This is a genomic window from Shewanella sp. M16 (assembly GCF_018224605.1).
Classification (GTDB): domain Bacteria; phylum Pseudomonadota; class Gammaproteobacteria; order Enterobacterales; family Shewanellaceae; genus Shewanella; species Shewanella oncorhynchi.
Genome location: NZ_JAGTUL010000001.1, coordinates 177,741 through 202,888 on the forward strand (window position 1 = coordinate 177,741; position 25,148 = coordinate 202,888).

20 protein-coding genes are annotated in these 25,148 nt (G+C 46.6%); 9 read left to right on the forward strand and 11 right to left on the reverse strand.

The genetic code is table 11. The annotated features are described in order from the left end of the window. Nucleotides 1–698: 698 nt before the first annotated feature. The 4 genes from KFE26_RS00810 to KFE26_RS00825 all read left to right on the forward strand — a co-directional run bounded on the left by KFE26_RS00810 (nt 699) and on the right by KFE26_RS00825 (nt 5,143). Nucleotides 699–1,406 carry a hypothetical protein gene (locus KFE26_RS00810; RefSeq protein ID WP_212599352.1) on the forward strand — a complete coding sequence of 236 codons (708 nt, stop codon included), beginning with the start codon at nt 699–701 and terminating at the stop codon, nt 1,404–1,406. Between the two features lie 19 nt (nt 1,407–1,425). Further along, nucleotides 1,426–2,799, forward strand: coding sequence for a magnesium transporter (gene mgtE / locus KFE26_RS00815; protein ID WP_212599353.1), 1,374 nt, complete (start codon nt 1,426–1,428; stop codon nt 2,797–2,799). Between the two features lie 265 nt (nt 2,800–3,064). Next, nucleotides 3,065–4,153: a methyl-accepting chemotaxis protein gene (locus KFE26_RS00820; RefSeq protein WP_212599354.1), complete on the forward strand. Its 1,089-nt coding sequence runs from the start codon at nt 3,065–3,067 to the stop codon at nt 4,151–4,153. A 216-nt stretch (nt 4,154–4,369) separates the two neighbouring features. After that, nucleotides 4,370–5,143: an ABC transporter substrate-binding protein gene (locus tag KFE26_RS00825; RefSeq protein WP_212599355.1), complete on the forward strand. Its 774-nt coding sequence runs from the start codon at nt 4,370–4,372 to the stop codon at nt 5,141–5,143. Nucleotides 5,144–5,216: 73 nt separating this feature from the next. Here KFE26_RS00825 and KFE26_RS00830 read toward each other — a convergent pair whose 3' ends face one another. From KFE26_RS00830 to KFE26_RS00865, 8 genes are all read right to left on the reverse strand, one after another. Continuing rightward, nucleotides 5,217–5,948 carry an RluA family pseudouridine synthase gene (locus tag KFE26_RS00830; RefSeq protein ID WP_212599356.1) on the reverse strand — a complete coding sequence of 244 codons (732 nt, stop codon included), beginning with the start codon at nt 5,946–5,948 and terminating at the stop codon, nt 5,217–5,219. 186 nt (nt 5,949–6,134) lie between these two features. After that, nucleotides 6,135–9,359, reverse strand: a complete 3,225-nt coding sequence (carB, locus tag KFE26_RS00835) for a carbamoyl-phosphate synthase large subunit (RefSeq protein WP_212599357.1) — start codon at nt 9,357–9,359, stop codon at nt 6,135–6,137. Between the two features lie 27 nt (nt 9,360–9,386). Next, nucleotides 9,387–10,547, reverse strand: a complete 1,161-nt coding sequence (gene carA / locus KFE26_RS00840; RefSeq protein WP_126492600.1) for a glutamine-hydrolyzing carbamoyl-phosphate synthase small subunit — start codon at nt 10,545–10,547, stop codon at nt 9,387–9,389. 168 nt (nt 10,548–10,715) lie between these two features. Next, nucleotides 10,716–11,528: a 4-hydroxy-tetrahydrodipicolinate reductase gene (gene dapB / locus KFE26_RS00845; RefSeq protein WP_006082785.1), complete on the reverse strand. Its 813-nt coding sequence runs from the start codon at nt 11,526–11,528 to the stop codon at nt 10,716–10,718. 71 nt (nt 11,529–11,599) lie between these two features. Next, entirely contained in the window at nt 11,600–12,217 is a 618-nt protein-coding gene (locus KFE26_RS00850) for an FKBP-type peptidyl-prolyl cis-trans isomerase (protein WP_212599358.1), read from the reverse strand. A 219-nt stretch (nt 12,218–12,436) separates the two neighbouring features. Further along, complete coding sequence (locus tag KFE26_RS00855) at nt 12,437–13,246, reverse strand: M48 family metallopeptidase (RefSeq protein ID WP_212599359.1); 810 nt, start codon at nt 13,244–13,246, stop codon at nt 12,437–12,439. 149 nt (nt 13,247–13,395) lie between these two features. Continuing rightward, nucleotides 13,396–13,980, reverse strand: a complete 585-nt coding sequence (locus tag KFE26_RS00860; protein ID WP_212599360.1) for a GNAT family N-acetyltransferase — start codon at nt 13,978–13,980, stop codon at nt 13,396–13,398. 137 nt (nt 13,981–14,117) lie between these two features. Next, nucleotides 14,118–15,449 carry a DEAD/DEAH box helicase gene (locus KFE26_RS00865; protein WP_212599361.1) on the reverse strand — a complete coding sequence of 444 codons (1,332 nt, stop codon included), beginning with the start codon at nt 15,447–15,449 and terminating at the stop codon, nt 14,118–14,120. A gap of 544 nt (nt 15,450–15,993) precedes the next feature. Here KFE26_RS00865 and KFE26_RS00870 point away from each other — a divergent pair. Beyond that, nucleotides 15,994–16,272 (forward strand): hypothetical protein, encoded by a 279-nt coding sequence (locus KFE26_RS00870; RefSeq protein WP_006082790.1) that lies wholly within the window; start codon nt 15,994–15,996, stop codon nt 16,270–16,272. A gap of 613 nt (nt 16,273–16,885) precedes the next feature. Further along, entirely contained in the window at nt 16,886–17,842 is a 957-nt protein-coding gene (locus tag KFE26_RS00875) for a hypothetical protein (protein WP_212599362.1), read from the forward strand. Between the two features lie 412 nt (nt 17,843–18,254). Here the strand turns inward: KFE26_RS00875 and dnaJ are convergent, their stop codons facing one another. Further along, on the reverse strand, nt 18,255–19,391 hold the full coding sequence (gene dnaJ / locus KFE26_RS00880; RefSeq protein WP_113941183.1) for a molecular chaperone DnaJ: 1,137 nt from the start codon (nt 19,389–19,391) through the stop codon (nt 18,255–18,257). Nucleotides 19,392–19,501: 110 nt separating this feature from the next. Beyond that, nucleotides 19,502–21,421 (reverse strand): molecular chaperone DnaK, encoded by a 1,920-nt coding sequence (gene dnaK / locus KFE26_RS00885; protein WP_105251655.1) that lies wholly within the window; start codon nt 21,419–21,421, stop codon nt 19,502–19,504. Nucleotides 21,422–21,709: 288 nt separating this feature from the next. Between dnaK and KFE26_RS00890 the strand changes: the two genes are divergently transcribed. The 3 genes from KFE26_RS00890 to KFE26_RS00900 all read left to right on the forward strand — a co-directional run bounded on the left by KFE26_RS00890 (nt 21,710) and on the right by KFE26_RS00900 (nt 23,763). After that, nucleotides 21,710–22,630 (forward strand): DMT family transporter, encoded by a 921-nt coding sequence (locus KFE26_RS00890; protein WP_131523197.1) that lies wholly within the window; start codon nt 21,710–21,712, stop codon nt 22,628–22,630. A gap of 119 nt (nt 22,631–22,749) precedes the next feature. Continuing rightward, on the forward strand, nt 22,750–23,226 hold the full coding sequence (ybaK, locus tag KFE26_RS00895) for a Cys-tRNA(Pro) deacylase (protein ID WP_212599363.1): 477 nt from the start codon (nt 22,750–22,752) through the stop codon (nt 23,224–23,226). A 228-nt stretch (nt 23,227–23,454) separates the two neighbouring features. Next, nucleotides 23,455–23,763: a hypothetical protein gene (locus KFE26_RS00900; RefSeq protein WP_212599364.1), complete on the forward strand. Its 309-nt coding sequence runs from the start codon at nt 23,455–23,457 to the stop codon at nt 23,761–23,763. A 104-nt stretch (nt 23,764–23,867) separates the two neighbouring features. On the opposite strand, the gene KFE26_RS00905 is transcribed toward KFE26_RS00900, so the two are convergent. Continuing rightward, nucleotides 23,868–25,145, reverse strand: coding sequence for a glutamate-5-semialdehyde dehydrogenase (locus KFE26_RS00905; RefSeq protein ID WP_131523195.1), 1,278 nt, complete (start codon nt 25,143–25,145; stop codon nt 23,868–23,870). Between the last annotated feature and the right edge of the window lie 3 nt (nt 25,146–25,148).

Here is a 25,148-nt window from a genome sequence, read left to right on the forward strand (position 1 = left end):
ATGACTCACCGCAGGCACGACAAGGGTATACCCGAAGTGCACTAATGCCAAATCCCCATTATGGATAAAGTGCTAACTCATCTCTGGCGACTCAAATACAGCTTACTGAAATAAGTCATACCGTTAAAAACCACAATTCAATATCACAGTTAAATCCGACAACAAAAATTAACCGCTACCATCCAAAAAACAAACAATCACACAGCAATGGTTGGCACGCAAAACCACCAGCACTCCCAACAAAATCACGCAAGCCCAAGAATGATCATAAAACTAACGTTTACTTAAAGTGTAAATTCAAACAAAAACATATGTAATAACATGTGCGGTTGACTTTACATTTCAGTCCCTTAGAATGTGGCGACTTTAATCATTGCGGAGACCCACTGTGGGCACACACATAAGCGACAGTAGATGCCCTGTCCAAAAGACAGGATTTAACGCCTAGCACTAGCCCGCAATATTTGCTGCTACCTGCTAAGCAGGGTAGTAGTGTGAACCATTCTTCACTCAGCCTCCCCCAAAATATCAATCACAGACAATAAGCCTGAGCCTATGGCTGCGCTTTAGCAATTCCAGCATTTTGCTGGGATTCAGTTATGTGTATTTATTGCATCTCAAAGCAAGTTTTTTGCCTCAGTGGACTTCGTTTTCCCTATGGATTTACACCTATGGGTTTACATCTGAGGAGCCTAAATATGGCTTACATAAACAACACATCAATTTTGCGATCTTTATCCTGTGCAAGTATCAGCTTGTACTACAGCATGAGTGCAGCGGCATCCCATCTCGAAGTAGATGATCCGGCCCTCGCGGAGCGCTGTGAATTAGAAATGGGCTGGCAACAACCTAGGTCGGATCATGCTCGCCCACAATTAAACGCGGCCACGACTTGCAGCCGCAATCAATGGGAATGGCATTTAGGATTAGCGTCCAATGCCAATGACGATATTCGTGAGGAGCAAGCTGAAGTCGGCATTAAGCTACCGCTCAACGTAAACTCCCACTCAGATTCAGAGCAGCAACAGGATGATTGGCACAGCGCACTGGTAATCAACTTGCAGAAAAACCTCGATGCCAGTAACGAATTAGCCACCGAAGTCTTCGGCATTTTTGGCAAAACCTTAGGCGATTCTGATGTCAGTCTCTATGCCAATTTAGGTTTTACCCATGAATTTAATCAATCAACCCAATTACTTGTGGGTATCGCGGCGGCGTATGAACTCAGTAGTCACCATCGCGTGATAGCCGAGATTTATCAAAAAGAATTGAGCGAAACTACCTATCAGTTCGCTTATCAACACACACCGCAACAACAGCTACAGCTGGAATTGAGCTTAGGCAATGCCCTTAGTGGCAACGCGCTGCAACTTGGCGCAGACATCACCTTTTACTTTGGTCACTAGATCGTTGAGAGAATGAACTATGAACATGAATAACAGCACAAACAACACTAAAAAAATCATCCATAACCTGCAAATGATTATCGAGCAACGCAGTGCCAGCGCCATGGCTGAATTAGCCGAAAAACGCCACCCTGCCGATATTGCAGCCGTATTTAACGTCTTTAATCAAGCTCAACAAGTCCTATTATTGCAACTGGCCTCACCTAAGGTTTGCGCCAATTTGTTTCGCTATCTGACCGATGAATTGCAAGCCAGCTTAGTACAGCAATTAGATAAAACTACGCTTTCTGCGCTGCTGGTTCACATGGCAGCAGATGAACGTGCCGACCTCTATAATCTGCTCAATGAAACCCAGCAAGCGGCGATTTTACCTGCGCTCGCATTGGCCAAACGGGAAGATATGCGCACCCTCGCCGCCTATGATAAAGCTAAAGTCGGCGCGGTCATGACTTCGGATTACACCTTGCTCAATAGCCGCCATACTGCGGCAGAAGCAATTGATACTCTGCGTACTGAAGCTGCTGATAAAGAAACGATTTATCAAACCTATGTGGTGGATATGTTAGGCCGCTTAATAGGAACTGTATCATTAAGGCAGTTATTGCTGGCGCAGCCGCACGAGCGAGTGGTCGACTTTATGAAACCCGATCCTGTTGCGCTTGATGCCAACGCCCTGCGCGAAGAAGCGGCGCAGATGATTGCTCACTATGACTTAATGGCACTTCCCATTATCAATGGTAAAGGTCAATTGGTCGGCATTGTTACCTATGACGATGCAATGGATATCGCCAGCTCACAGGCGGATCTTGAGTTCACAAAAACCGCGGCCATAGGCAATATCGACCATAACCTAAAGACTGCCAGCATAGGCTTACTTTACCGCAAGCGCGTGGTTTGGCTGGTAATCTTGGTGTTTGGTAATATTTTCTCGGGAGCGGGGATCGCCTTTTTCGAAGACACCATTGCCAGTTATGTATCCTTGGTCTTCTTCCTGCCGCTACTGATCGATAGCGGCGGTAATGCGGGATCACAATCGGCGACCTTAATGGTACGTGGCTTAGCCACAGGGGAAGTGGTTCTCAAGGATTGGTTATCTATGCTAGGGCGTGAATTATTTGTCGCCGGATTATTAGGAGCCAGCATGGCAGCGGCAGTGTCCTTGCTCGGATTTTGGCGCGGCGGACCTGAAATCGCGCTGGTTGTGGCACTCACAATGCAAATTGTGGTGATTATTGGCAGCTTGATTGGTATGTCATTACCCTTCTTGCTGAGCAAGTTAAAGATGGACCCTGCGGCCGCGAGTGCGCCACTCATCACCTCCATCGCCGATATCATAGGTGTACTCGTGTATTTCAGCATAGCCACAGTGGTGCTCGACTTACCTATGCCATAGGCCATAGGCCTAAGACCTCAAAGTGAACCAAGCTAAGTTAACCTTAGCGTGGTTCACTTATCATTCGATAGTGCTAACCCATTTATGACAAGGCATAAAAGCTTCAATAACCTTAAAAAAATTAAGAATAAAGCTTAAAGATCAGTTAATATTTCCATACCTGAATCGTTTTACTTTTTATTAACATTGCAGTATTTACCGCTGAGCCCAGTCACAGTAAGTCGATAAGCAATAGTGATAGTCCTAGCGACTTGAGAGGTTTTATATGTGGTTTAATTCCCAGCTCAAAGCTGAAAACCAGGCGCTTAAAGAGCGACTCATCCAACTAGAACGCCAACACCAAAATGAAGTAGATGAACTGCGTGGCATGATCCGTGAAAATGAGAGCATGCAGCAACAGTCGCGCCAAAATGCAGACCACTACACTGAAGTGATCGCCTGCCAAAACCAAGGCGGAGATATGCTTAATGCCGTGCGCGAAGGCTTAGCCAGCAGTGCCGAATTACTCTCTGCGGAAAAAGAATCACTGTCTGAACTCAATCACGTTTTTGATCAAACCCGTGTGGCCATTGCTAATTTAGGCACTAGAGCGACTTATATTAATGATCAAGCATCAAACAGCATGAAAGCTGTCACAGAACTCGATGCTACGACCTCTTCAATCAATCAATTTGTTGCGGCAATTCAAGGAATTTCAGAACAAACAAACTTGCTGGCATTGAACGCCGCCATTGAAGCCGCCCGTGCAGGCGAAGCGGGACGGGGGTTTGCCGTGGTGGCCGATGAAGTGCGCCAGCTTGCGAGCAAAGCCCATGAAGCCAGTAGCCATATTGAAAAGCTCGTGAAACAAATCGTCGCGCAAGCAGCTGAGATTAAAGAAATTGTTCATAACAATCAAAGCAGTGCCGTTGATGTAGCCACCTCCTCAACCCAAATTGGTCAAGTCGTTGAAGATGTCCTGCAACGCTCAAAACAAATGCAGCACGTTATCCATAACGCAGCCACAGCGTCATTCTTGAATACCACTAAGCTCGATCACGCAGTCTGGAAAAGTAGCGTTTATCAATTAATTGAAAAACCACAGCATAACCACAACGTGAACTCACACACTGAGTGCCGCCTAGGGCAATGGTATTTCAAAGGATTTGGTGCCGAGAATTATCAGCATTTAAGTAACTTCAAAGCATTAGATGCACCACATAAAGCGGTACACGAGGCAGGAAAAGCGGCGCTCAATGCGAGACAAAAAGGTAATTTGCCTGAGATGGTCAAACAACTGCACTCAATGGAAGACGCCAGTATGCGTGTTGTCCATTGCATTGATAACCTTATGCGAGATGTATATCGAGCGTGATATACAGGCACAGAAAGATAAGCTATCGCCCATAAATAAGCCTACCTAAGAGCGCCATACTCGCGCTCTTTTTTTATCGTTCAAAACGGTATAGTAAATTTAATCTTAGAAAATGAACCCCTAGCTATACTTGATTTGAGCACAGCCTTCATCTTTAATCGTTTCAAGAGCAAGCAGTGAGACTCAATTATAACATTCTAATTTTTAGGGTTATTAATGAAATTAGTCACAAGTTTATTCCTATCACTCACCCTTAGCAGCGCATTTTCTCTTCGCGCGCAGCCGCTCAACATCTATACCGAAGAATGGTCACCAATCAGCTTTTCTGTCGATGGCAAACCCGATGGTTTAGCTGTACAGGTAGTACAAGAAATTCAAAAGCGCATAAACAACCCAGATCCAATCAAGGTCGTACCTTGGGCTCGCGGCTGGAAAATGCTGACCGAGCAACCTAATACTGTGTTGTTTACTATGACGCGCACAGCAGAAAGGGAGCAAATGTTTACTATGATTGGGCCTGTTGCTGTCGGCACGACTAATTTTTATGCCTTAAAAAATAGCGGTATAAAAATAACCACTATAGAGGATGCAAAGACAGCTAAGGCAATTGGTGTCTATCGTGCCTCGGTGGAAGAACGCCTATTGCTCGAACTGGGATTTACGAATATTGCCGCCTCATCCGAGCCCTTATTGAGTGCAAAACAATTGATGAAGCAACGTGTCGATCTTTGGTGTAATGCCAATCTCACCGCGCCGAGTATTCTGTCGGATGCAGGCGCGAGCATTGATGATGTAGAGTCGCTCTTCACGATTAGTGCTAATCATCTTTACATTGCCTTCTCACAAGGCACGCCCAATGATGTGATCGAACTGTGGAAAAACAGCCTAGAAGCGATAAAAGCAGATGGCACCTTCGCAACGATTTACCGTACTTGGCTCCCCAACGATGCGCCGCCCATGCAAACCGAACGTATCGGGTTTAGCAACTAAACCCATTGCTCTAAATTCTACGTGCTAAGTGATGAGTGCTGAATACTGAGTTTTATGACTATTAAGAAAGCACTTAGAAAGGACACTCACAAACCCAGTCAATACGCTCACCCGTGATAGGATGATTAAACGCTAAGCAGGTCGCATGCAGCATTAATCTGCTGCTCGTCGTATTAGTGATATCAGCTTCATCTGCATCAGCCTTATCAGTCACGCACTCACCCACGCCGCCGTAGAGATCGCACCCCAGTATTGAGTGACCCAATTGCTGACTGTGGATCCGCAGTTGATGGGTTCGGCCAGAAACAGGGATAAATTCGACCCGCGTGGCGAAAGGTTCGGTTAATCGTTCCAGCACCTGATATTCACTGATCGCAACTTTGCCTGTGCTATGGCAGATCTTCTGCAGTGGAAAATGGTCACTATCTTTAGCGATCGGCAGATTAATCACACCGCTGTCAGCGGCTAAATGCCCGTGGAGCAAGGCAATATAGCGCTTCTCAACCGTGCGCGCCTGAAACTGTTTTGTCAGCAAGCCATTCACGCTTTTATTCAACGCCACCAGCATGATGCCCGAAGTGCCAAAATCGAGTCTGTGCAACAAAGTGGCCGTCGGAAAATCCTGCACTAAACGATAATGCACTGAGTCGAGATTCAGCGGATTCTTCCCCGACAGACTCAATAATCCGCTCGGCTTATCAATCAGTAAAATGTCGCTATCTTGATAGAGTACGCGTATTTGCCCGAGGCAAGGCGGCGCAATAAAAGTATCAGCTTTAGCAAGGCTATCGGCAGGTGCAGACATAGTTTTCAGGCTACCTAAATGGGCAATAAAATGAGTTAAGTCATACTCAAATCAAACGGCACAACTCAATAAAACAGGCTAAATAAAATAGACCCAATAATTCAATAGAATAGACACAGGCCTAAATAATAAGGCCGCATAACCTAAGTTATGCGGCCCTCTAATTAACGGCATTAACGCTGTGGCTTATTTAGCCAATACGCGCAGATGCAGTTCTTGTACTGAAGTCACGTTAGTACGGTCATCGGCGGCATGGGCCATACAAGTGGCGAATGCAGCATTCATGGTCGTCGTGTAGTTAACTTTGTAACGCAGTGCACCGCGGCGCAATTGACGAGAATCTTCAATCGCTTGGCGACCTTCGGTAGTGTTCACGATATAAGTGTATTCACCATTCTTGATGCGATCGAGAATGTGTGGACGCCCTTCGTGCACCTTGTTCACTAAACGTGGGTTGATACCCGCTTCGCCTAGGATAACCGCAGTACCATGAGTCGCATCGATTTGATAACCGAGCTCAATTAACTTAGCCGCTAAATCGGCAACGCGTTTCTTATCGCTGTTACGCACAGACAATAATGCACGGCCCGACTTAGGCACCTCAGAAGTTGCCCCTAACTGCGCCTTAGCATAGGCTTCGGCGAACGTATCGCCCACGCCCATAACTTCACCGGTAGAGCGCATTTCTGGGCCTAACAGTGGGTCAACACCTGGGAACTTATTAAAGGGCAACACCACTTCTTTCACTGAGTAGAAAGGTGGGATCACTTCTTTAGTGAAGTTTTGCGACGTTAAGCTTTGACCCGCCATCACACGCGCGGCAATCTTAGCTAAAGGCACACCAGTCGCTTTGGACACAAATGGCACAGTACGGGCAGCACGTGGGTTAACTTCAATCATATAGATTTCGTTATCTTTCACGGCGAACTGTACGTTCATCAGGCCAACAACACCGAGCTCCATCGCCAACTTGCCGACTTGAACGCGCATACGATCTTGGATTTCTTGGCTTAGCGTGTATGGCGGTAGAGAACAACCTGAGTCACCTGAGTGAACCCCCGCTTGTTCGATATGCTCCATAATCGCGCCTATCACCACGATTTCGCCGTCACATACTGCATCAATATCCACTTCAATCGCATCATCTAAGAAGCGATCGAGCAATACTGGCGACGCGTTCGATACGCTCACGGCTTCGTTGAAGTAACGTAGCAAATCTTGCTTATCATAGACGATTTCCATCGCGCGGCCGCCCAGTACATAGGATGGACGCACAACTAGCGGATAACCGATACGCTCAGCGGCAATCACAGCACCTTCAACCGTAGTCACGGTATCGTTTTCAGGCTGTTTCATCTCTAAGCGTTGAATCGCTTGCTGGAAACGCTCACGGTCTTCGGCGCGGTCGATGGCATCTGGGCTAGTACCAATGACAGGTACGCCAGCGGCTTCTAAGGCACGGGCCAATTTCAATGGCGTTTGACCACCGTACTGCACGATAACGCCCTTTGGCTTCTCGATACGGACGATTTCTAATACATCTTCCAGTGTGACGGGTTCGAAGTACAGACGGTCTGATGTGTCGTAGTCGGTTGAAACGGTTTCAGGGTTACAGTTCACCATGATGGTTTCATAACCGTCTTCACGTAGCGCTAACGCCGCGTGCACACAGCAATAATCGAACTCAATACCTTGACCGATACGGTTTGGCCCGCCACCTAACACCATGATTTTGTCACGGGTCGATGGGTTAGCTTCACATTCTTCTTCGTACGTTGAGTACATGTAAGCTGTGTCTGTTGCAAACTCAGCCGCACAGGTATCCACACGTTTGTAGACTGGGTGCAGGTCGAACTTATCACGCAGCTTACGCACTTCGGCTTCGTTCACGCCTAATACATCGGCCAAACGCGCATCAGCAAAACCTTTACGTTTCAGTTTGCGCAGTAAGTCATGATCCAGACCAGCCAGCCCAACTTCAGCAACCACACCTTCAAGCTTGATCAGCTCTTCGATTTGTACGAGGAACCAAGGGTCGATATTGGTCAGCTTAAAGATTTCATCTAAGCTCAGCCCCGCACGCATCGCATCGGCTATGTACCAAATACGGTCGCAACCAGGCTCTTTCAGCTCAAGGCGAATACGCGCCATCGCCTCAGGCTTAGACATGTCAGTGATAGGGTCTAAACCGTTACGGCTAACCTCTAAACCACGTAATGCTTTTTGCAGTGACTCTTGGAAAGTACGGCCAATCGCCATCACTTCACCCACAGATTTCATCTGTGTGGTTAAGCGATCATTGGCGCCAGCAAACTTTTCAAAGTTAAAGCGTGGCACTTTAGTCACAACGTAATCGATAGCAGGTTCGAATGACGCTGGCGTGCGACCGCCAGTGATGTCGTTCATCAGCTCATCAAGGGTGAAACCAACCGCTAACTTAGCGGCGATTTTGGCAATCGGGAAACCCGTTGCTTTTGATGCTAATGCTGAAGAGCGCGATACACGTGGGTTCATCTCGATGATAACCATACGGCCATCTTTCGGGTTGATACCAAACTGTACGTTCGAACCGCCGGTCTCAACACCAATCTCACGCAGTACGGCCATAGAGGCGTTACGCATGATTTGGTATTCTTTATCAGTCAGGGTTTGTGCTGGCGCAACTGTGATAGAGTCGCCCGTGTGCACGCCCATAGGATCGAAGTTTTCGATGGCGCAGACGATAATGCAGTTATCGTTGCGATCGCGGACCACTTCCATCTCGTATTCTTTCCAACCGATCAGTGATTCGTCGATCAGCAGTTCACTCGTTGGCGATAACTCTAAGCCCTGTGAACAGATCTCTTCGAACTCTTCCCTGTTGTAAGCGATACCGCCGCCTGAGCCACCCATAGTAAAGGATGGGCGGATAATGCAAGGGAAACCCACTTGATCGAGTACGCCGTAAGCTTCTTCCATGTTGTGGGCAATGCCCGCACGTGGACAGTCAAGACCGATACTTTTCATCGCTTTATCAAAGCGGCTACGATCTTCAGCTTTATCGATGGCATCGGCGGTCGCGCCAATCATCTCGACGTTAAATTCTTTCAGTACGCCTTTAGCTTCGAGTTCTAATGCGCAGTTCAGTGCGGTTTGGCCGCCCATGGTTGGCAGAATCGCGTCTGGGCGTTCTTTAGCAATAATATTACGGACCACTTCCCAGTGAATCGGCTCGATATAAGTGGCATCGGCCATTTCTGGGTCAGTCATAATGGTGGCAGGGTTAGAGTTCACCAGAATGACACGGTAGCCTTCTTCACGCAGCGCTTTACATGCTTGTGCGCCAGAATAGTCAAATTCACATGCCTGACCAATCACGATTGGGCCGGCGCCTAGGATAAGAATACTCTTTATATCTGTACGTTTTGGCATTGCTTCTCTCTTCTCCTAGCTAGCGTACTACTTGGCGTTCTGACGGTATATGTCGATTAGCTCGATAAAGTGATCGAACAGCGGGGCGGCATCGTTCGGGCCTGGGCTCGCTTCAGGGTGACCTTGGAAGCTGAACGCAGGTTTGTCCGTAAGATGGATACCTTGCAGTGAACCATCAAACAGCGACTTATGCGTCACCTTAATGTTGGCGGGTAGCGTGGTTTCATCGGCAGCAAAACCGTGGTTTTGACTGGTGATCATCACGTTACCTTTCTCGATGTTGCTCACTGGGTGGTTTGCACCGTGGTGACCAAACTTCATCTTTAAGGTTTTTGCACCTGAGGCAAGAGCCAACAACTGATGACCTAAACAGATACCGAAAATCGGTGTGTCAGTTTTCAGAATTTGTTGAATTGCTTCAATCGCGTAATCGCATGGTTCTGGATCGCCAGGGCCGTTCGAAAGGAACACACCATCAGGATTCATCGCCAGCACGTCGGCGGCAGAGGTTTTAGCTGGTACAACAGTGACGTCGCAACCGCGGTCCACTAACATACGCAGAATGTTTTGCTTAACGCCGTAGTCGTAGGCTACTACTTTGTATTTAAGCTCATTTGCTGGCGTATCTGCAGGTAAACCGCCCACTAAACGCCAGCTACCTTTGCGCCATGGATAGGCAGCTTTAGTTGTGACTTCTTTAGCGAGATCCATGCCTTTTAAACCGGGGAAGGCTTTGGCAGCGGCGAGCGCTTTTGCTTCGTCTAAGTCTGCACCAGCCATAATACAACCGGCTTGTGCACCTTTTTCACGGAGAATACGAGTTAACTTGCGGGTATCGATATCTGCTATGCCAACGACATTGTTCGCTTTGAGATAATCACTTAAGCTTTGTTGATTACGGAAACTACTTGCGATGAGCGGAAGATCACGAATGATAAGACCACAAGCGTGAACCCCATCGGATTCAACATCTTCATCATTGGTACCAGTGTTGCCTATGTGTGGGTAGGTTAATGTTACAATCTGGCGTGAGTAGGATGGATCAGTTAAAATTTCTTGGTAACCTGTCATGGAAGTGTTAAAAACAACTTCACCAACAGAGAGACCATCGGCACCAATTGCTGTGCCAGAGAATACAGTTCCATCTTCGAGTACGAGTAAGGCAGACTTTGTCAACGCGACCTCCATAAAGAGCCAAGCCACTGAAATATAATGTTTTTATGTTATGTTAAGATACCAATTTCCGCTAATTTACGAAATTTTGACAAATTCCAGCGAGTTTACAGGAAAAACGCGAAACCGTCCACCCATTGGTATCTGGGTGCAAAAAAAAACGCCATATCGGCGTTTTTAATATTAATGCAAACCTAAAACCTGCTGCATATCATACAAGCCCGGTTTTTGCTCCACTAGCCAGTGGGCGGCGCGCATAGCGCCGTTAGCAAAGGTCATACGACTCGAGGCTTTATGGGTGATCTCTAAACGCTCACCGATATCGGCAAACATGGCCGTATGTTCACCGACTAAGTCACCGGCACGAATAGTCGCAAAACCTATGGTTTCACGATCACGTTCACCCGTGATCCCTTCGCGGCCATACACGGCACATTTCTCAAGATCGCGACCTAAGGTCTTAGCAATCACTTCACCCATTTTCAGGGCTGTGCCCGACGGCGCATCTTTTTTGTGTCTGTGGTGACCTTCGATAATTTCGATATCCGTGTAATCACCCATGACTTCGGCAGCCAGTTCGAGTAATTTCCACATCAGGTTGACACCCACAGACATGTTCGGCGCCATCACTACCGGCGTTTGCTCGGCAAAAGCATTGATCTGTTCTTTTTGAGCATGATTGAAACCGGTTGTGCCAATCACCATGGCTTTCTTATGACGCACACACCAATCTAAATGGACAATACTGGCGTCTGGCGCAGTGAAATCAATCAAGACATCAAAATCATCGGTCGCGTAATCCAGCGAATCCATGATCATGACCTTTAATTTACCCACACCAGCTAGCTCACCCGCATCCACGCCCACTAAACTAGAACCAGCGCGCTCAATAGCGGCACCCAGCAATATATGGTCGTGATTGTAAGCCGCTTCAATAAGAGTGCGTCCCATACGACCACCGGCACCGACGATTGCCACTCTCACTTGTCCACTCATTTCAATCTCCTCAATCTTTCTTTGTCTTCCATAAGAAAACGCCTAAGACAGGCTTAGGCGTTTTATCAATATTAGATGATATCTAATAATTCAACTTCGAATACCAAAGTTGAATAAGGAGGAATCGATCCCCCCGCGCCGCGCTCACCGTAAGCTAAGTGATGTGGCACAAATAATTTCAACTTAGTACCTACTGGCATCAGTTGCAGTGCTTCAGTCCAGCCAGCAATAACGCCAGAAACTGGGAACTCAGCAGGTTGGCCACGAACTACAGAGCTGTCAAACACATCACCATTGATGAAAGAACCATGGTAGTGAGTACGAACAGTATCTTCGTAAGTTGGAGTAGCACCGTCACCTTGGACTAATACTTCGAACTGCAGACCAGAGTCAGTCACAGTCACGCCATCACGCTTAGCATTTTCAGCTAAGAAGGCATCGCCTTCAGCAGACGCAGCAGCAGCAGCTTGCTCTTGAGCAGCTTGAATACGACCGCTAATTTCAGTGAAAGCAACTTGCAGATCTTGCATAGACACAGCACTTTCTAAACCGGCAAACGCATCGGCTAAACCCGCTTGAACGGCTGGAATATCCACACCATCAAAAGAATTGGCGGCCAGTTGCTCACCCATTTGACGGCCTACACCGTAGCTTGCTTGCTGTTCAACAGTACTGAATTTATCAGACATAATTAACGACTCTCAATTATCAGTGGAATTTTGCGCGCCAGTTTACCATAGTTCAGCGAGCTATGCTGATAAACTGACTGCTTATTTAACTAAGGAGGCTTTTTTACACACTTATTGCGTATTTATCCAAAAGCATAAATAGGTTAAGGAGACATATCTCTGCGCAAACGACAGCGAACACTCACTAAACGGGCACTTAGATCTTAAATAGACTTCAGCTTATTTCGGCGCCACACATTGATTGTTCACCTGCGCTTTAGCACTGGCATAAAGTGGCTGCATCTGTGCTTGCAATTGTTGTAGCTGAGCAATGCGATTACTGTTCGATGGATGGGTCGATAATAACTCCGGCCCTTGGCTACCGCCCACCTTCGACATATTCTGCCATAACTCAACACTCTGAGCCGGATTGAAACCCGCTCGAGCCATTAGCTCTACGCCCATAATATCGGCTTCGCTCTCTTGGGCGCGACCAAAAGGCAGAATAACCCCCACCTGAGCACCGAGTCCCAATGCCGACATATATAAGTCGCGATTCGACACACCACTCGCCCCTAGCGCTGCATCGGCAATCTGCATTCCAACGCCCGTTAACTGTCCACGGGAAACCTGCTCGTTACCATGTTGCGCCAACACATGCGCGACTTCGTGACCGAGCACAGTAGCAAGCTGATCAGGTCCCTTAGCGACCTTAAGCAATCCGGTATAAACCCCAATATGCCCACCCGGCAGAGCAAAAGCGTTGACTTGTTCTGAGTCAAACAAAACCACATCCCAGCGTTGGGTTTGGTCCGGCAGCACTGCAGTAATACGATTAGCGACACAATTGACGTATTGCGTCAGCTTTTTATCACTACTCACTTTTTGCTGTTTTTTCATTTCCTCGAAGGAGGAATCGCCCATCTGCTGCATTTGCGCCGCTGAATACAACAAGGTCTGCCCTCGCCCCGTTGGCGATTGCGTGGTCGCACAGGCCGATAATCCGAGCGCGACCGCCATACCCACTAAGCCTAAACGCATTGATTTCATGTGGCACTCCTTAAATCCCATGACGGGCGTGAAGATCTTTGAGCCAACACGGGCTCAACTAATGGAAAGATTTTACTGAGATAGACAAGATAAGCCAAATAGAGAAACACTGGCGGCGCGCGTTAGCGATACTTTGCACCTAAAAGGAATTAATACTCCTCCTTTAACAAGGCATAGACGAACTCATCGCCCCACGCACCTTTAAAGAAGATGTTTTTCACATAATGGGCTTCGCGCCTAAAGCGGAGTTTTTCGAGTAAGCGACAGCAGGCAAGATTTTGTGCATCGGTGATGGCAATAACTCTATGCTTATGCAATTCAATAAAGAGGTAATCCAGCAATGCGCTGACGGCCTCAAAAGCAATATGTTTACCTTGATGCTGAGGCGCAATCGTAAAGCCAATTTCCACCTGCTGCTCATCAATAAATTGCAGCGCCAGATCGCCAACTAATTGGGTTGGTGTAGTTCCCGATGCGACAGTGACAATTGCAAGCTGAAACCAAGTACCAACCGCACCAAATTGTGCATAATCCATCTTCTCGAACAACGTGAGTGCATCGCTATAGCTGTAATCCGTCCAGCTTTGATATTTGGCGACCTTAGGGTCGGCTCGATAGGCGGTAAAAGCCTCAAGATCCGCTCGCTGGAATGGCCTAAGTACAAAGTGCTCGGTCGTTAAACCGTTATTCACCACTTTATGAAGTGCTTTGCTTAACGCCAATGTCGATCCCATGACTTAGCTCCTTAATGTAAATAAGTCACTAAGTTACACCCAGAGCGAAAGTGATAACAGCGGCCAATGCGCTTTATTCTGTTATCTGTTTAGTGATTATGGCACGCCAAACTTGAACGCTATGAATAGCTTCAAGCTCAGCGCTTACCTTTAAACTCTTTGGCGCTGTGCTTATTGATGCTACGGCGATTCGCCTGTTTATCCCGTGGTGGTCGCTTACGCTCAACTTTGATCTCAGTGGCGCCATCAGTGATTTTTTCACTCAGCTTATCCGTTACCGGAAAGTCAGCCAATAATGCCAGCGGTAACTCCCGCGCGGTTAAACTGCGGATCGCCGTTAAAGTTGCCATTTCACCGTGGCACACGAGGGAAATCGCCAGCCCTTTTTCGCCAGCGCGCGCGGTGCGGCCAATGCGGTGCACGTATACAGGCGCACTCATGGGCAAATCCAAATTGATGACGACAGGCAAGGCATCAACATGAATGCCGCGCGCCATCAAATCTGTCGCCACTAATACTTGGATACGATTGGCTTTAAAGTCGGCCAAGGTTTGGCTGCGAACGGTTTGCTCTTTTTCACCGTGCAGCGCGGCAACTTTCATCCCCGCTTTAGCGAGCCGTTTAGCGACGGCATCGGCATCATCGCGGGCGCTGATAAACACCAACACCTGCGGCCATTGATACTGTTTTAACAGCGCAATCAATGCTTGTGCTTTGCTGCCCTTGTTGACTAAATAGAGTTGTTCTTCGATTTCACCAGCCACTGAATTCACCTTGTGAGCTTCGACCCGCAGCGGCTTATTCACCAGTAGCTTGCCCGCCAATGTATCCAAAGCCTCGGGCAAGGTGGCAGAAAACAACGAGGTTTGCTTAAGCTTAGGCATAAACGCCATCAGCTTTTGCACATCGGGCCAAAACCCCATTTCCAACAGACGGTCAGCCTCATCCAGCACAAGATGTTTTATCGAATCGAGGCTGACGTGGGCCTGTTTGCATAAATCCAGTAAACGCCCAGGGGTTGCCACTAATACCTGCGGCTTGGCTGCAAGTTCGGCTAATTGGTCTTCCAGCGCGACCCCACCACACAGAAGCTGAATGTTCAACGAAGTCGATAACTGACTCGCCACTGTTTGCAGCGCCTCAGTCACTTGCAGCGCTAATTCCCGTGTTGGCACCAGCACTAACGCCAGTACATTTGGAGGCTGTACAGACTTAGCGCCCTGCAACTGTGTTTGCTGTTGCAACAAAATTTGTTGTAGGAGTGGCAAACCAAAAGCTAAGGTTTTCCCGCTACCGGTTTGTGCTAAGGCTAACAAATCCCGTCCTGCAAGAATGGCCGGAATCGCCAATTGCTGCACCTTTGTCGGATGTTTAAGACTTGCAGGCAAGGCCTTAAGTAACGCCGAATTTAAGCCAAGCTCAGCAAAAGTTAACGACTCAGGGGAAGAAGAAAGCTCGGGAAAGGACATCACAGCACCGGATCAAAACATGGGAGCGAAAGTTTACTGAGAGTTGCCTTTGAATACCAATGTTGTTTCGGCTTTTACGCAAGCCTTGGCACAGTTTGCAACGCTACTCATTGCAACGGTACGGTTTGCAACGATACAGTTACGGCATTTGCGTTACGCTGCTAAGAAAGTCTAAATTTTAAACTTCGTTTGAATTTCTAAACCAAAGGTCAAATCAATAGCCGACCTAAAGAGAATCAACTGCAATCTCCTCTTGGATCTCCCCTGCCGACAAGGTTCATGTCTAACGGCCAGTTCGCAGGAATAGGTGAATGCCTGTCACTTCGGTGTTCATGGTTTATCTTAAAAGAGACTCTAGCCGCATCTTTCTTATGTGCGCAAAGTTAACGCAGGTGATGGGATGGTAGATTTTAATCCCACAGCTTTCGTGAGCGCTTATGGTAGAATCCCGCCCAATCAGCTTTATGAATGTGCAACACAACTCATTTGTTTAACTGAGCGTAGTGGAACACTACCGTGATTAACTAAATGAGGAGAACAGATTATGAGTAAGTTAAATGCCGAAGAACGTAAAGCCCGCGATAACGCCCGTTTTTCACAACGCGTCGATGAACGCCGCACAAAAGGTGAAGACGTGGTCGCCTACGTGCTAGGCAACAAGCTCGCGTTTAAGTTTCTGACTAAACCAGAGAGACACGAATTTAAACAAAGAGAAGCGGCACTTGAAGAAGAAGCCAAGCTTAAAAAGCAGCAAGCGTTTCAGCTTAAAACCGAGCAAGAGTTAGAGAAAGCCGAAGCCGCATTTACTGTTCCAGAAGAGTAACCTCTCAAAAGAGCCATTGATTATAATTGATGGCTCACGCATACCCCATTTCCAAACTTCGTTTGAATTTTTAAATCCAAATCAAAATCAACGTCGTGGTGCTTCGCCCCACACCCGACCAAGGAGGACTGCTCGTCCTATCCTCCTTGGATGCTCCATAACGCCCCTAGCGAAGTTACATGCATTGATTACTGGCCTTGGTCTTATGGATAAATTGCTATCGCTTCCGAAGGCAACGTCCCTGTACCTGCGAAAGCTAGCCGGTCATCCATGACCGGACTCACGCAATTTATTCCAACGCCCCGCGGCAACTTCGCAGGGGAAGGTGTACTTCTGAGGTTTTGGTATTGTCTGTGGTTTACTAAAAAAGATATGCACACCATATCTTTGACATTTCGCTTTTGAAAATTTAACAAATATGTGATACCTAATAACTAATAATTTATTTTGAGAACCTAAAGCTATGCCTATAACTGCGTATTCAAACTATTTCTCTAGGGAAATTAGTGTAGAGCAATATATCAACCTATGTGAAAACGAGAGCTTTGATAGTGCTCTTTTTTGCCGCACAGATATGGAGTGCCCAATTTGCTCAGCTAAAGGTGGCACTATAGTGTCTGCAGCTCGAGCATATTCTGACAATAGAGAAATTAGGCAAGCAACGTTTAGGTTCAATAATCACGATCCATATTGTGACTACTCAGTTAGTGATAACTCTGCTGACTCACAGTATGGCTTCAGAATAAATAGCAGAAAAAACATTACTACTTTGATAGCAAAACTGACATGTTCAGGAATTGAACTTGGAATTTTCACTCAACAAAGCATGAAAGATTTCAGACGTTGGTTATTTAACATAAGAAAGGCTAACAGTATAGAACTTGAAGTGACTCCAGATACAATTGAATCTATAGAAGCAATATTAAATGACATGCCCCCAGATTTATACTATCACAATGAACTCTTAGAGCTTGATTCTTTACATCATTACTCAAAACACCTTAAAATCTTCACCCCTGAATACATTTCAAAAATTAAGTTTGTCAAAGAGAATAAGTCGCATATTGATGACCTAATTAAATTAAGACACTACTTAGGAAAAAATGGAATAAATACCATAAAGAAATATTACTCTGTAATAAACCTAGAGGATATTGAACAGTATAGAAAAGCAGTATACGCTCTAAGGTCATGTACTCTTTTCAGCACAGAGAAAGAAAAAAATAAAATAATGACCTGTAATTATTCAATAAATATAACAGATGCATTTTTCACATATCTTCTATGGGTTAGCAATTGGAATATTAAAGTTGCAATTGAATATTTCATAAAAATAAAAGCACATACACCTAGTGATGTAAATCTCGCCAACATAATTGGCATTAACATCTTTGAGAGAAACTATTTATACAAGTCAATTGAAATTATAAATACCAAGACAAGTGAAATTATTTCTTCGCATGTCTTTTACAAACCAATTTTAGAAAAAGAAACTGAACAATTATCACAAATGAGACAGGTAACTCCTGTACGGAACGAGAATGATCAATTGCCCGATATTGATTTTTAGTTCTATACGGATAAATGATGGAATAGGCATAACTCTTATGGGATTCACAGCCGACACGGCTCCTACAGAAGTTCACTCCCCTCGGAGTTGCCGCAGGGCGAATAGACAAATTGCGTGAGTCTTGCCATGGATGGCAAGCTAGCTTTCGCAGGTGCAGGGACGCATCCTTCGGAAGCGATAGCAAATTTGGCAATGAGCACAAGGGGCTTTCAACTCCGTTAGGGGCGTTATGGAGCATCCAAGGAGGATAGGACGAGCAGTCCTCCTTGGTCGGGTGTGGGGTGAAGCCCCACGACTTTGACTTTGATTTAGATTTTAAAAACTCAAAATCCGAATATAAAAAAGCCCCGCAAGGTTAACCTTGCAGGGCTTTCATTTTATCGCTACTAATATTATTAGCAGCGAAACCAAGTTAGCTATTCAGATCTTGAAAGAACTTTTTCACGCCATCGAAAAAGCCCTCAGCCTTTGGGCTGTGTTTTTTCGACTCACCAGTTAAGGTGGCTTCAAATTCGCGTAACAGTTCTTTTTGACGATCGTTTAAGTTAACTGGGGTTTCCATAACCACTTTGCAGAGCAAGTCGCCTACCGCATGGCTGCGAACCGACTTGACGCCTTTGCCACGTAAACGGAACATACGGCCCGTTTGCGTTTCGGCTGGGATCTTCAGGCTGACTTTACCATCCAGTGTTGGCACTTCAATCTCACCGCCTAGGGCCGCTTTACTGAAGGATATCGGCACTTCGCAGTAAAGGTTATTGCCATCACGGACGAAAATCGCATGCTCACGCACACTGACCTGAACGTATAAATCCCCTGGAGGCGCGCCAAACTCACCCGCTTCGCCTTCACCCGCTAAACGAATACGGTCGCCCGTATCTACGCCGGCAGGGATCTTAACCGATAAGGTTTTGCTCTTTTCAACACGGCCATCGCCATGACACTTAGTGCAAGGATCTTTGATGATCTTGCCGCGGCCATGACAGGTTGGACAAGGCTGTTGCACCGCAAAGAAACCTTGGCGCATTTGGACTTGGCCTTGGCCATGACAGGTGCCACAAGTGGTTGCAGAGGTGCCTTTTTTAGCGCCGCTGCCTTCACATAGATCGCAAGTCGCCAGTGTTGGGATACGCAGTTCTTTGGTTAAGCCTTTAACGGCTTCTTCCAGTGATAACTCTAGGTTGTAACGTAAATCTGAGCCGCGGGCCGCTTGGCGTTGACCGCCACCACGACGTCCACCGCCGAAAATATCGCCAAAGACATCACCGAAAATATCACCGAAATCGCCTTGACCACCACCGTAACCACCGCCACCGCGATTAGGATCCACACCCGCATGACCAAATTGGTCGTAGGCCGCTTTTTTGTCGGCGTCGGTTAGGATCTCGTAGGCTTCTTTAATTTCTTTAAAGTTAGCTTCTGCGGTTTTGTCGCCTGGGTTGCGATCTGGGTGAAATTTCATGGCCAGACGTTTGTAGGCCTTTTTAATTTCACGTTCGCTGGTGTCACGACTGACACCTAATACTTCGTAATAATCTCGCTTTGACATAATCTCATGCTTCTCAGCTGGTGTTGAACAAACGGGCGTTAGGGTTGCCCCGTAACGCCCGCCTAGAAATTAACGCTTTGAAATCAATCTATTTGATTGAAAACAAGTCATTATTTCTTGTCGTCTTTCACTTCTTCGAATTCAGCATCGACAACGTCATCGGCAGCAGCGTTAGCCTGTTTGCCCGCGTCGGCATTGTCGCCGCCTTGAGCTTGAGACTTAGCTTGAGCGATTTCCATCAGCTTAGCAGATGCTTCGATCAAATTTTGAGTTGCCTTTTCAATGGCTTCTTTGTCATTGCCTTTGCTGGCAGTGTCAACAGCGGCCATAGCAGCTTGGATTTTCTCTTTATCTTCGCTTGGCAATGCATCACCCGCTTCTTCCACTTGTTTCTTAGTCGCGTGGACTAAGCCGTCAGCTTGGTTGCGTGCTTGCACTAACTCTTCAAACTTCTTGTCTTCATCTGCGTGAGCTTCTGCATCACGTACCATTTGCGCCACTTCTTCTTCGCTTAAGCCAGAAGAGGCTTTGATGGTGATGTTTTGTTTCTTGCCGGTTTTCTTGTCTGTCGCAGACACATGCAGAATACCGTCGGCATCGATGTCGAACATCACTTCAATTTGTGGCTGGCCACGTGGAGCTGGCTCAATACCGTCTAAGTTGAACTGACCTAATGACTTGTTCGCGCTCGCTTGCTTACGCTCACCTTGCAGTACGTGAATCGTCACTGCGTTTTGGTTGTCATCGGCTGTTGAGAACACTTGCTGCGCCTTAGTAGGAATAGTGGTGTTCTTTTCAATCAACTTAGTCATCACGCTGCCCATGGTTTCGATACCCAGAGACAGTGGTGTTACGTCTAACAGTAATACGTCTTTCACGTCGCCTGACAGTACGCCCGCTTGAATTGCAGCACCTACGGCTACCGCTTCGTCTGGGTTCACGTCTTTACGAGGTTCTTTGCCGAAGAAGTTTGTCACTGCTTCTTGAACCTTAGGCATACGTGTTTGACCACCCACTAGAATCACTTCGTTGATGTCTGTTACAGATAAATCTGCATCAGCCAGGGCAACTTTTAGTGGCTCTAATGTACGGATAATCAAGTCTTCAACCAGTGATTCCAATTTAGCACGAGTGATTTTAATCACTAAATGCTTAGGACCTGTTGCGTCTGCCGTGATGTATGGCAGGTTCACTTCAGTGTGGTTGGTGCTTGAAAGTTCAATTTTCGCTTTTTCTGCTGCTTCTTTCAGACGTTGCATTGCTAATGGATCTTTACGCAGATCTAAGCCTTGCTCTTTCTTGAATTCGTCAGCTAAGTAGTTGATCAAACGGTTGTCAAAGTCTTCACCACCTAAGTGGGTGTCACCGTTGGTTGCCAACACTTCAAATGTTTGGTCACCATCGTTGCTGTCGATTTCGATGATAGAGATATCGAATGTACCACCACCTAAATCGTATACTGCAACAATGTTGTCGCCTTGTTTCTTATCGATACCGTAGGCTAATGCAGCAGCCGTTGGTTCGTTGATAATACGTTTAACATCAAGACCTGCGATACGACCCGCATCTTTAGTCGCTTGACGTTGTGAATCGTTAAAGTAAGCAGGAACAGTAATAACCGCTTCTGTTACTTCTTCACCTAAAAAGTCTTCTGCGGTTTTCTTCATCTTTTTCAAGATTTCTGCAGAAACTTGTGGTGGAGCCATCTTGTTGCCACGCGATTCAACCCATGCATCACCGTTGTCGGCTGCAATGATTTTGAATGGCATGATGTTCACGTCACGTTGGACTTCGTCATCTTTAAAGCGACGACCAATCAAACGCTTAATCGCGAAGAATGTGTTAGTCGGGTTAGTCACAGCTTGACGTTTTGCTGGCGAACCGACAATGGTTTCATCATCTGTATAAGCGATGATTGACGGGGTTGTGCGATCGCCTTCAGCGTTTTCTAACACACGTGCTTTGCCACCATCGAGGACAGCTACACAAGAGTTTGTTGTGCCTAAGTCGATACCAATAATTTTACCCATGAGGTCCTCCGAAAAATTTCATTCAATCTAAATTTGTTTAGTTGGTTTTGATATGGGGCTAGACGGTTTAAATATCAAGTCCATCGTTGGCCACCTTCTCTGCCTTGATACCTATATTGGGACAGGGAATTTAATTACAAGGGCGAACAAAAAAATTTTCTGATTTATCTTTCTCGCATCTACAGCGGGATAAAATATCCAATCACATAAAATAGTCTTGCTTATCAACCAAAGCTGTTATTCAATCTGCCCACATTTGGCGGATGTTTATCCTCGTAAGGTAGCAGAGTGAAGTCTTCGAATTTAGCGTACGTGTATGGCATGGCGGCGGTCTTTCTCTGGTCGACAGTGGCCACGGCCTTTAAGATTGCCTTGAGTTACTACACACCGCTGCAGCTGGTGTTTGTTGCCGTACTCACTTCGATTATTGCCCTTGCCGGAATCCTTGCTTGGCAAAAAAAGCTTTCCTTACTCAAGCAACAGTTTTTACGCCGCCCCATGTTTTATCTGGTGACTGGACTCATCAATCCCTTCCTTTACTATGTCGTGCTATTTAAAGCGTATTCCTTACTGCCAGCGCAGCAAGCTTTGTCACTTAATTACACTTGGGCGGTATTACTGCCGTTACTGGCTGCGCCTTTGTTAAAGCAACATTTGCGTAAGAGCGATATTGCTGCCGCGCTGATTGCCTATACTGGGGTGTTTATCATTGCCACCGGCGGCGATATCAGCGGCTTTAGTTTTGATAGCCCGCTCGGTATCGGTCTTGCTCTCACCAGCACTTTACTCTGGTGCCTATATTGGATCGTGAACACCAAAGATCAAGGCGATCCCGTGGTGAGTTTATTATTGAGTTTTCTTATCGGCTTACCTTTTATTGCCGTCACCTTATTGCTGACAGATACCCTGCCCAGTTTTAGTCTTAAGGCGATATTTGCAGGTATGTATGTGGGCTTATTTGAGATGGGCATTACCTTCGTGCTCTGGTTAATGGCGCTGAAAACCGCCACTCGCACCGCGAACATCAGCACTATGGTGTTTTTATCCCCTGTGATGTCGATTGGTTTTATCGCGTGGATTTTGCAAGAAACGATTGCGATGGCAACCTATCTCGGCCTAGCCTTTATTTTATCGGGGATGATGTTGCAGCAACTTCTGCCCCGTTATTTAGAGCGTAAAAACAAGATAAGCACAAAGCTAGCGGAATAATCGTTGAGTAACAGCCTTAAATAATGTTAGCTCACTGCAATGAGCCAATTAAAAGAGCTGGCTAACATTTTAAGCCAAGATTAAGCGCTAATATCTCCCATTTTGTGAAGGAGTATAAAATGACCCCGGCCGTCCGATTGGCGAAAAAAGCCAAGATCGCGTTTGATATCTTAGAGTACAGCCACGATCCACACTGCGCCGCCTACGGCGAAGAAGCCGCTAACACCTTAGGGCTCGAACCAGCGCAAGTATTTAAAACCCTTTTAGTTGCCATCGACAAAGCCCATGCACCGATTGCCGTCGCGCTCGTGCCCGTCGATCATCAGCTTAATCTAAAAGCCGTAGCTAAATGCTTAAGACAAAAGAAACTACAAATGGCCGATGCCGACCTAGCACAAAAATCCTCAGGCTATCTGGTTGGCGGTATTAGTCCCTTAGCGCAAAAGAAACAATTACCAACCTTGATTGATGCCAGCGCTCAAGGCTTCGACAGGATTTATGTCAGCGCGGGCAGACGCGGTTTAGAGATAAGCTTAGCGGCCACAGACTTAGCCCTGCTTTGCAAAGGCGAATTTGCCGATATCAAGATGATTTAAGCTAGATGCTTTAAGCTATCTCGACCACATTAAGCACAAGTCATTCGACGTTAAGTAAGCAATTCACTCCACTTTAAGTTGTACGCACTCATGTTAGATAAATGGTGAACAAGGCTCAAACGGCAACAAACTGCCAGCGTACTGAGTCTAACAGTGGAAAGCGTTTGATAAAGCCGTGATATCCGTCTATAAATTGTACTGAGGTACAAATCGACTAAGGATAGTCAGATGGAAAAATCAACCCAATGGAATCCAGAAAATAGCATCAGCCCTATCAGTTGGTGCGCCATGCTACTCTGCATCGCCTTATTTATTTATGAGCATTTCTGGGGAAACAGTTTTACTACTATGGTAGTCATGCTCTATTGCAGTTTTATGCTGCCTTCGGTTTTACTCACTCGCAGAGTACAAGAAAAGTACTTTATTTATACCTTGGAATACATCAAGGCCTTTCGTAAATTCACTGTCGTTATGTCGACGATATTTTTCTGTATCTGGTTACTTGTTACTTATACCCCGCTCACCATAAGCAGCTAAACTCGTTAGCCAAACATATTGATGTCGCTATTCAGTTGGATACCGCAAACAAAAAAGCCGTCAACGCAATGCGTTAACGGCTTTGGGTTTATCAGTATTTACCGCTAAACACGACTGGTGTAATCACCCCAAGCTAACCACTTATATGTGGTTAATGCCTCAAGCCCCATTGGACCGCGGGCGTGCAGTTTTTGCGTGCTCACCGCCACTTCAGCGCCAAGACCAAACTGACCGCCATCGGTAAAACGAGTACTGGCATTCACATACACGGCGGCTGAGTTCACTTCATTCACAAAGTGTGCCGCTGCATGAATATCATCGGTCAAAATGGCTTCCGAATGGCCGCTAGAATACTGGCGAATATGACTAACGGCGGCATCGATATCGCTCACGACTTTGATACCTAAGGTTAACGACAACCATTCGATGCCAAAATCCTCAGCCTTGGCGAGCGTCACATCAAACCCTAAACCATCAAGCAGGCTAAAGCTTGTATCACAAACTGAAAAACGCACGCCTAAACGATGCAGATATTCGGCAATTTGCGGTACAAAGCTGCTCGCCACGAGCTCATCCACCAGCAAGGTATCAAGAGCATTGCACACAGTTGGACGCTGCACTTTGGCATTAGCGATTACGCCTAAGGCACGCTCAAGGTCGGCATTTTTATCGACATACAAGTGGCAAATACCAATGCCGCCTAAAATCACTGGAATCGTCGCTTGCTCGGCACATAAGCGCTGCAATGCTTGACCGCCGCGCGGCACGATCATGTCGACATATTGATCGAGCTTAAGTAAACCTGTCACTAGGGCTCTGTCTGAAGAATCAATAAATTGCACCGCATCTATGGGCAAACCTTGGGCGACAATCGCGCCGCGGATCACTTCGCTGATAAGCTTATTCGATTCAAGGGTTTCTTTACCGCCACGGAGGATCACCGCATTACCCGTTTTAAGGGCGAGTACCGCGATATCAACAGTCACATTCGGGCGCGCCTCGTAGATAACCCCAATCACGCCCAGCGGTACGCGGCGACGAGTCAACCTTAAACCGTTATCTAATAACTTGCTGCCAAACTCTTCGCCCACGGGATCAGCAAGGCGGATCACATCGCTGATATCACCGATAATGCCCGCTAAACGTGCATCATCGAGCAACAGTCTGTCGATCATCGCCTCAGTTAATCCATCGTTCTTAGCGGCGGCAACGTCTTTAGCATTAGCCGCTAAAATGGCGGCGGAGTTTGCCGTCAGCGCATCGGCAATAGCTTCGAGTAAGTCAGCCTTTTGGCTCGCCGTTAAATTGGCTAAAGCATAACTGGCCTGTTTGGCATTTTGGCCAAGTTGCTGTAAATACTGATCTTGATTCATTTGACTCAAAAC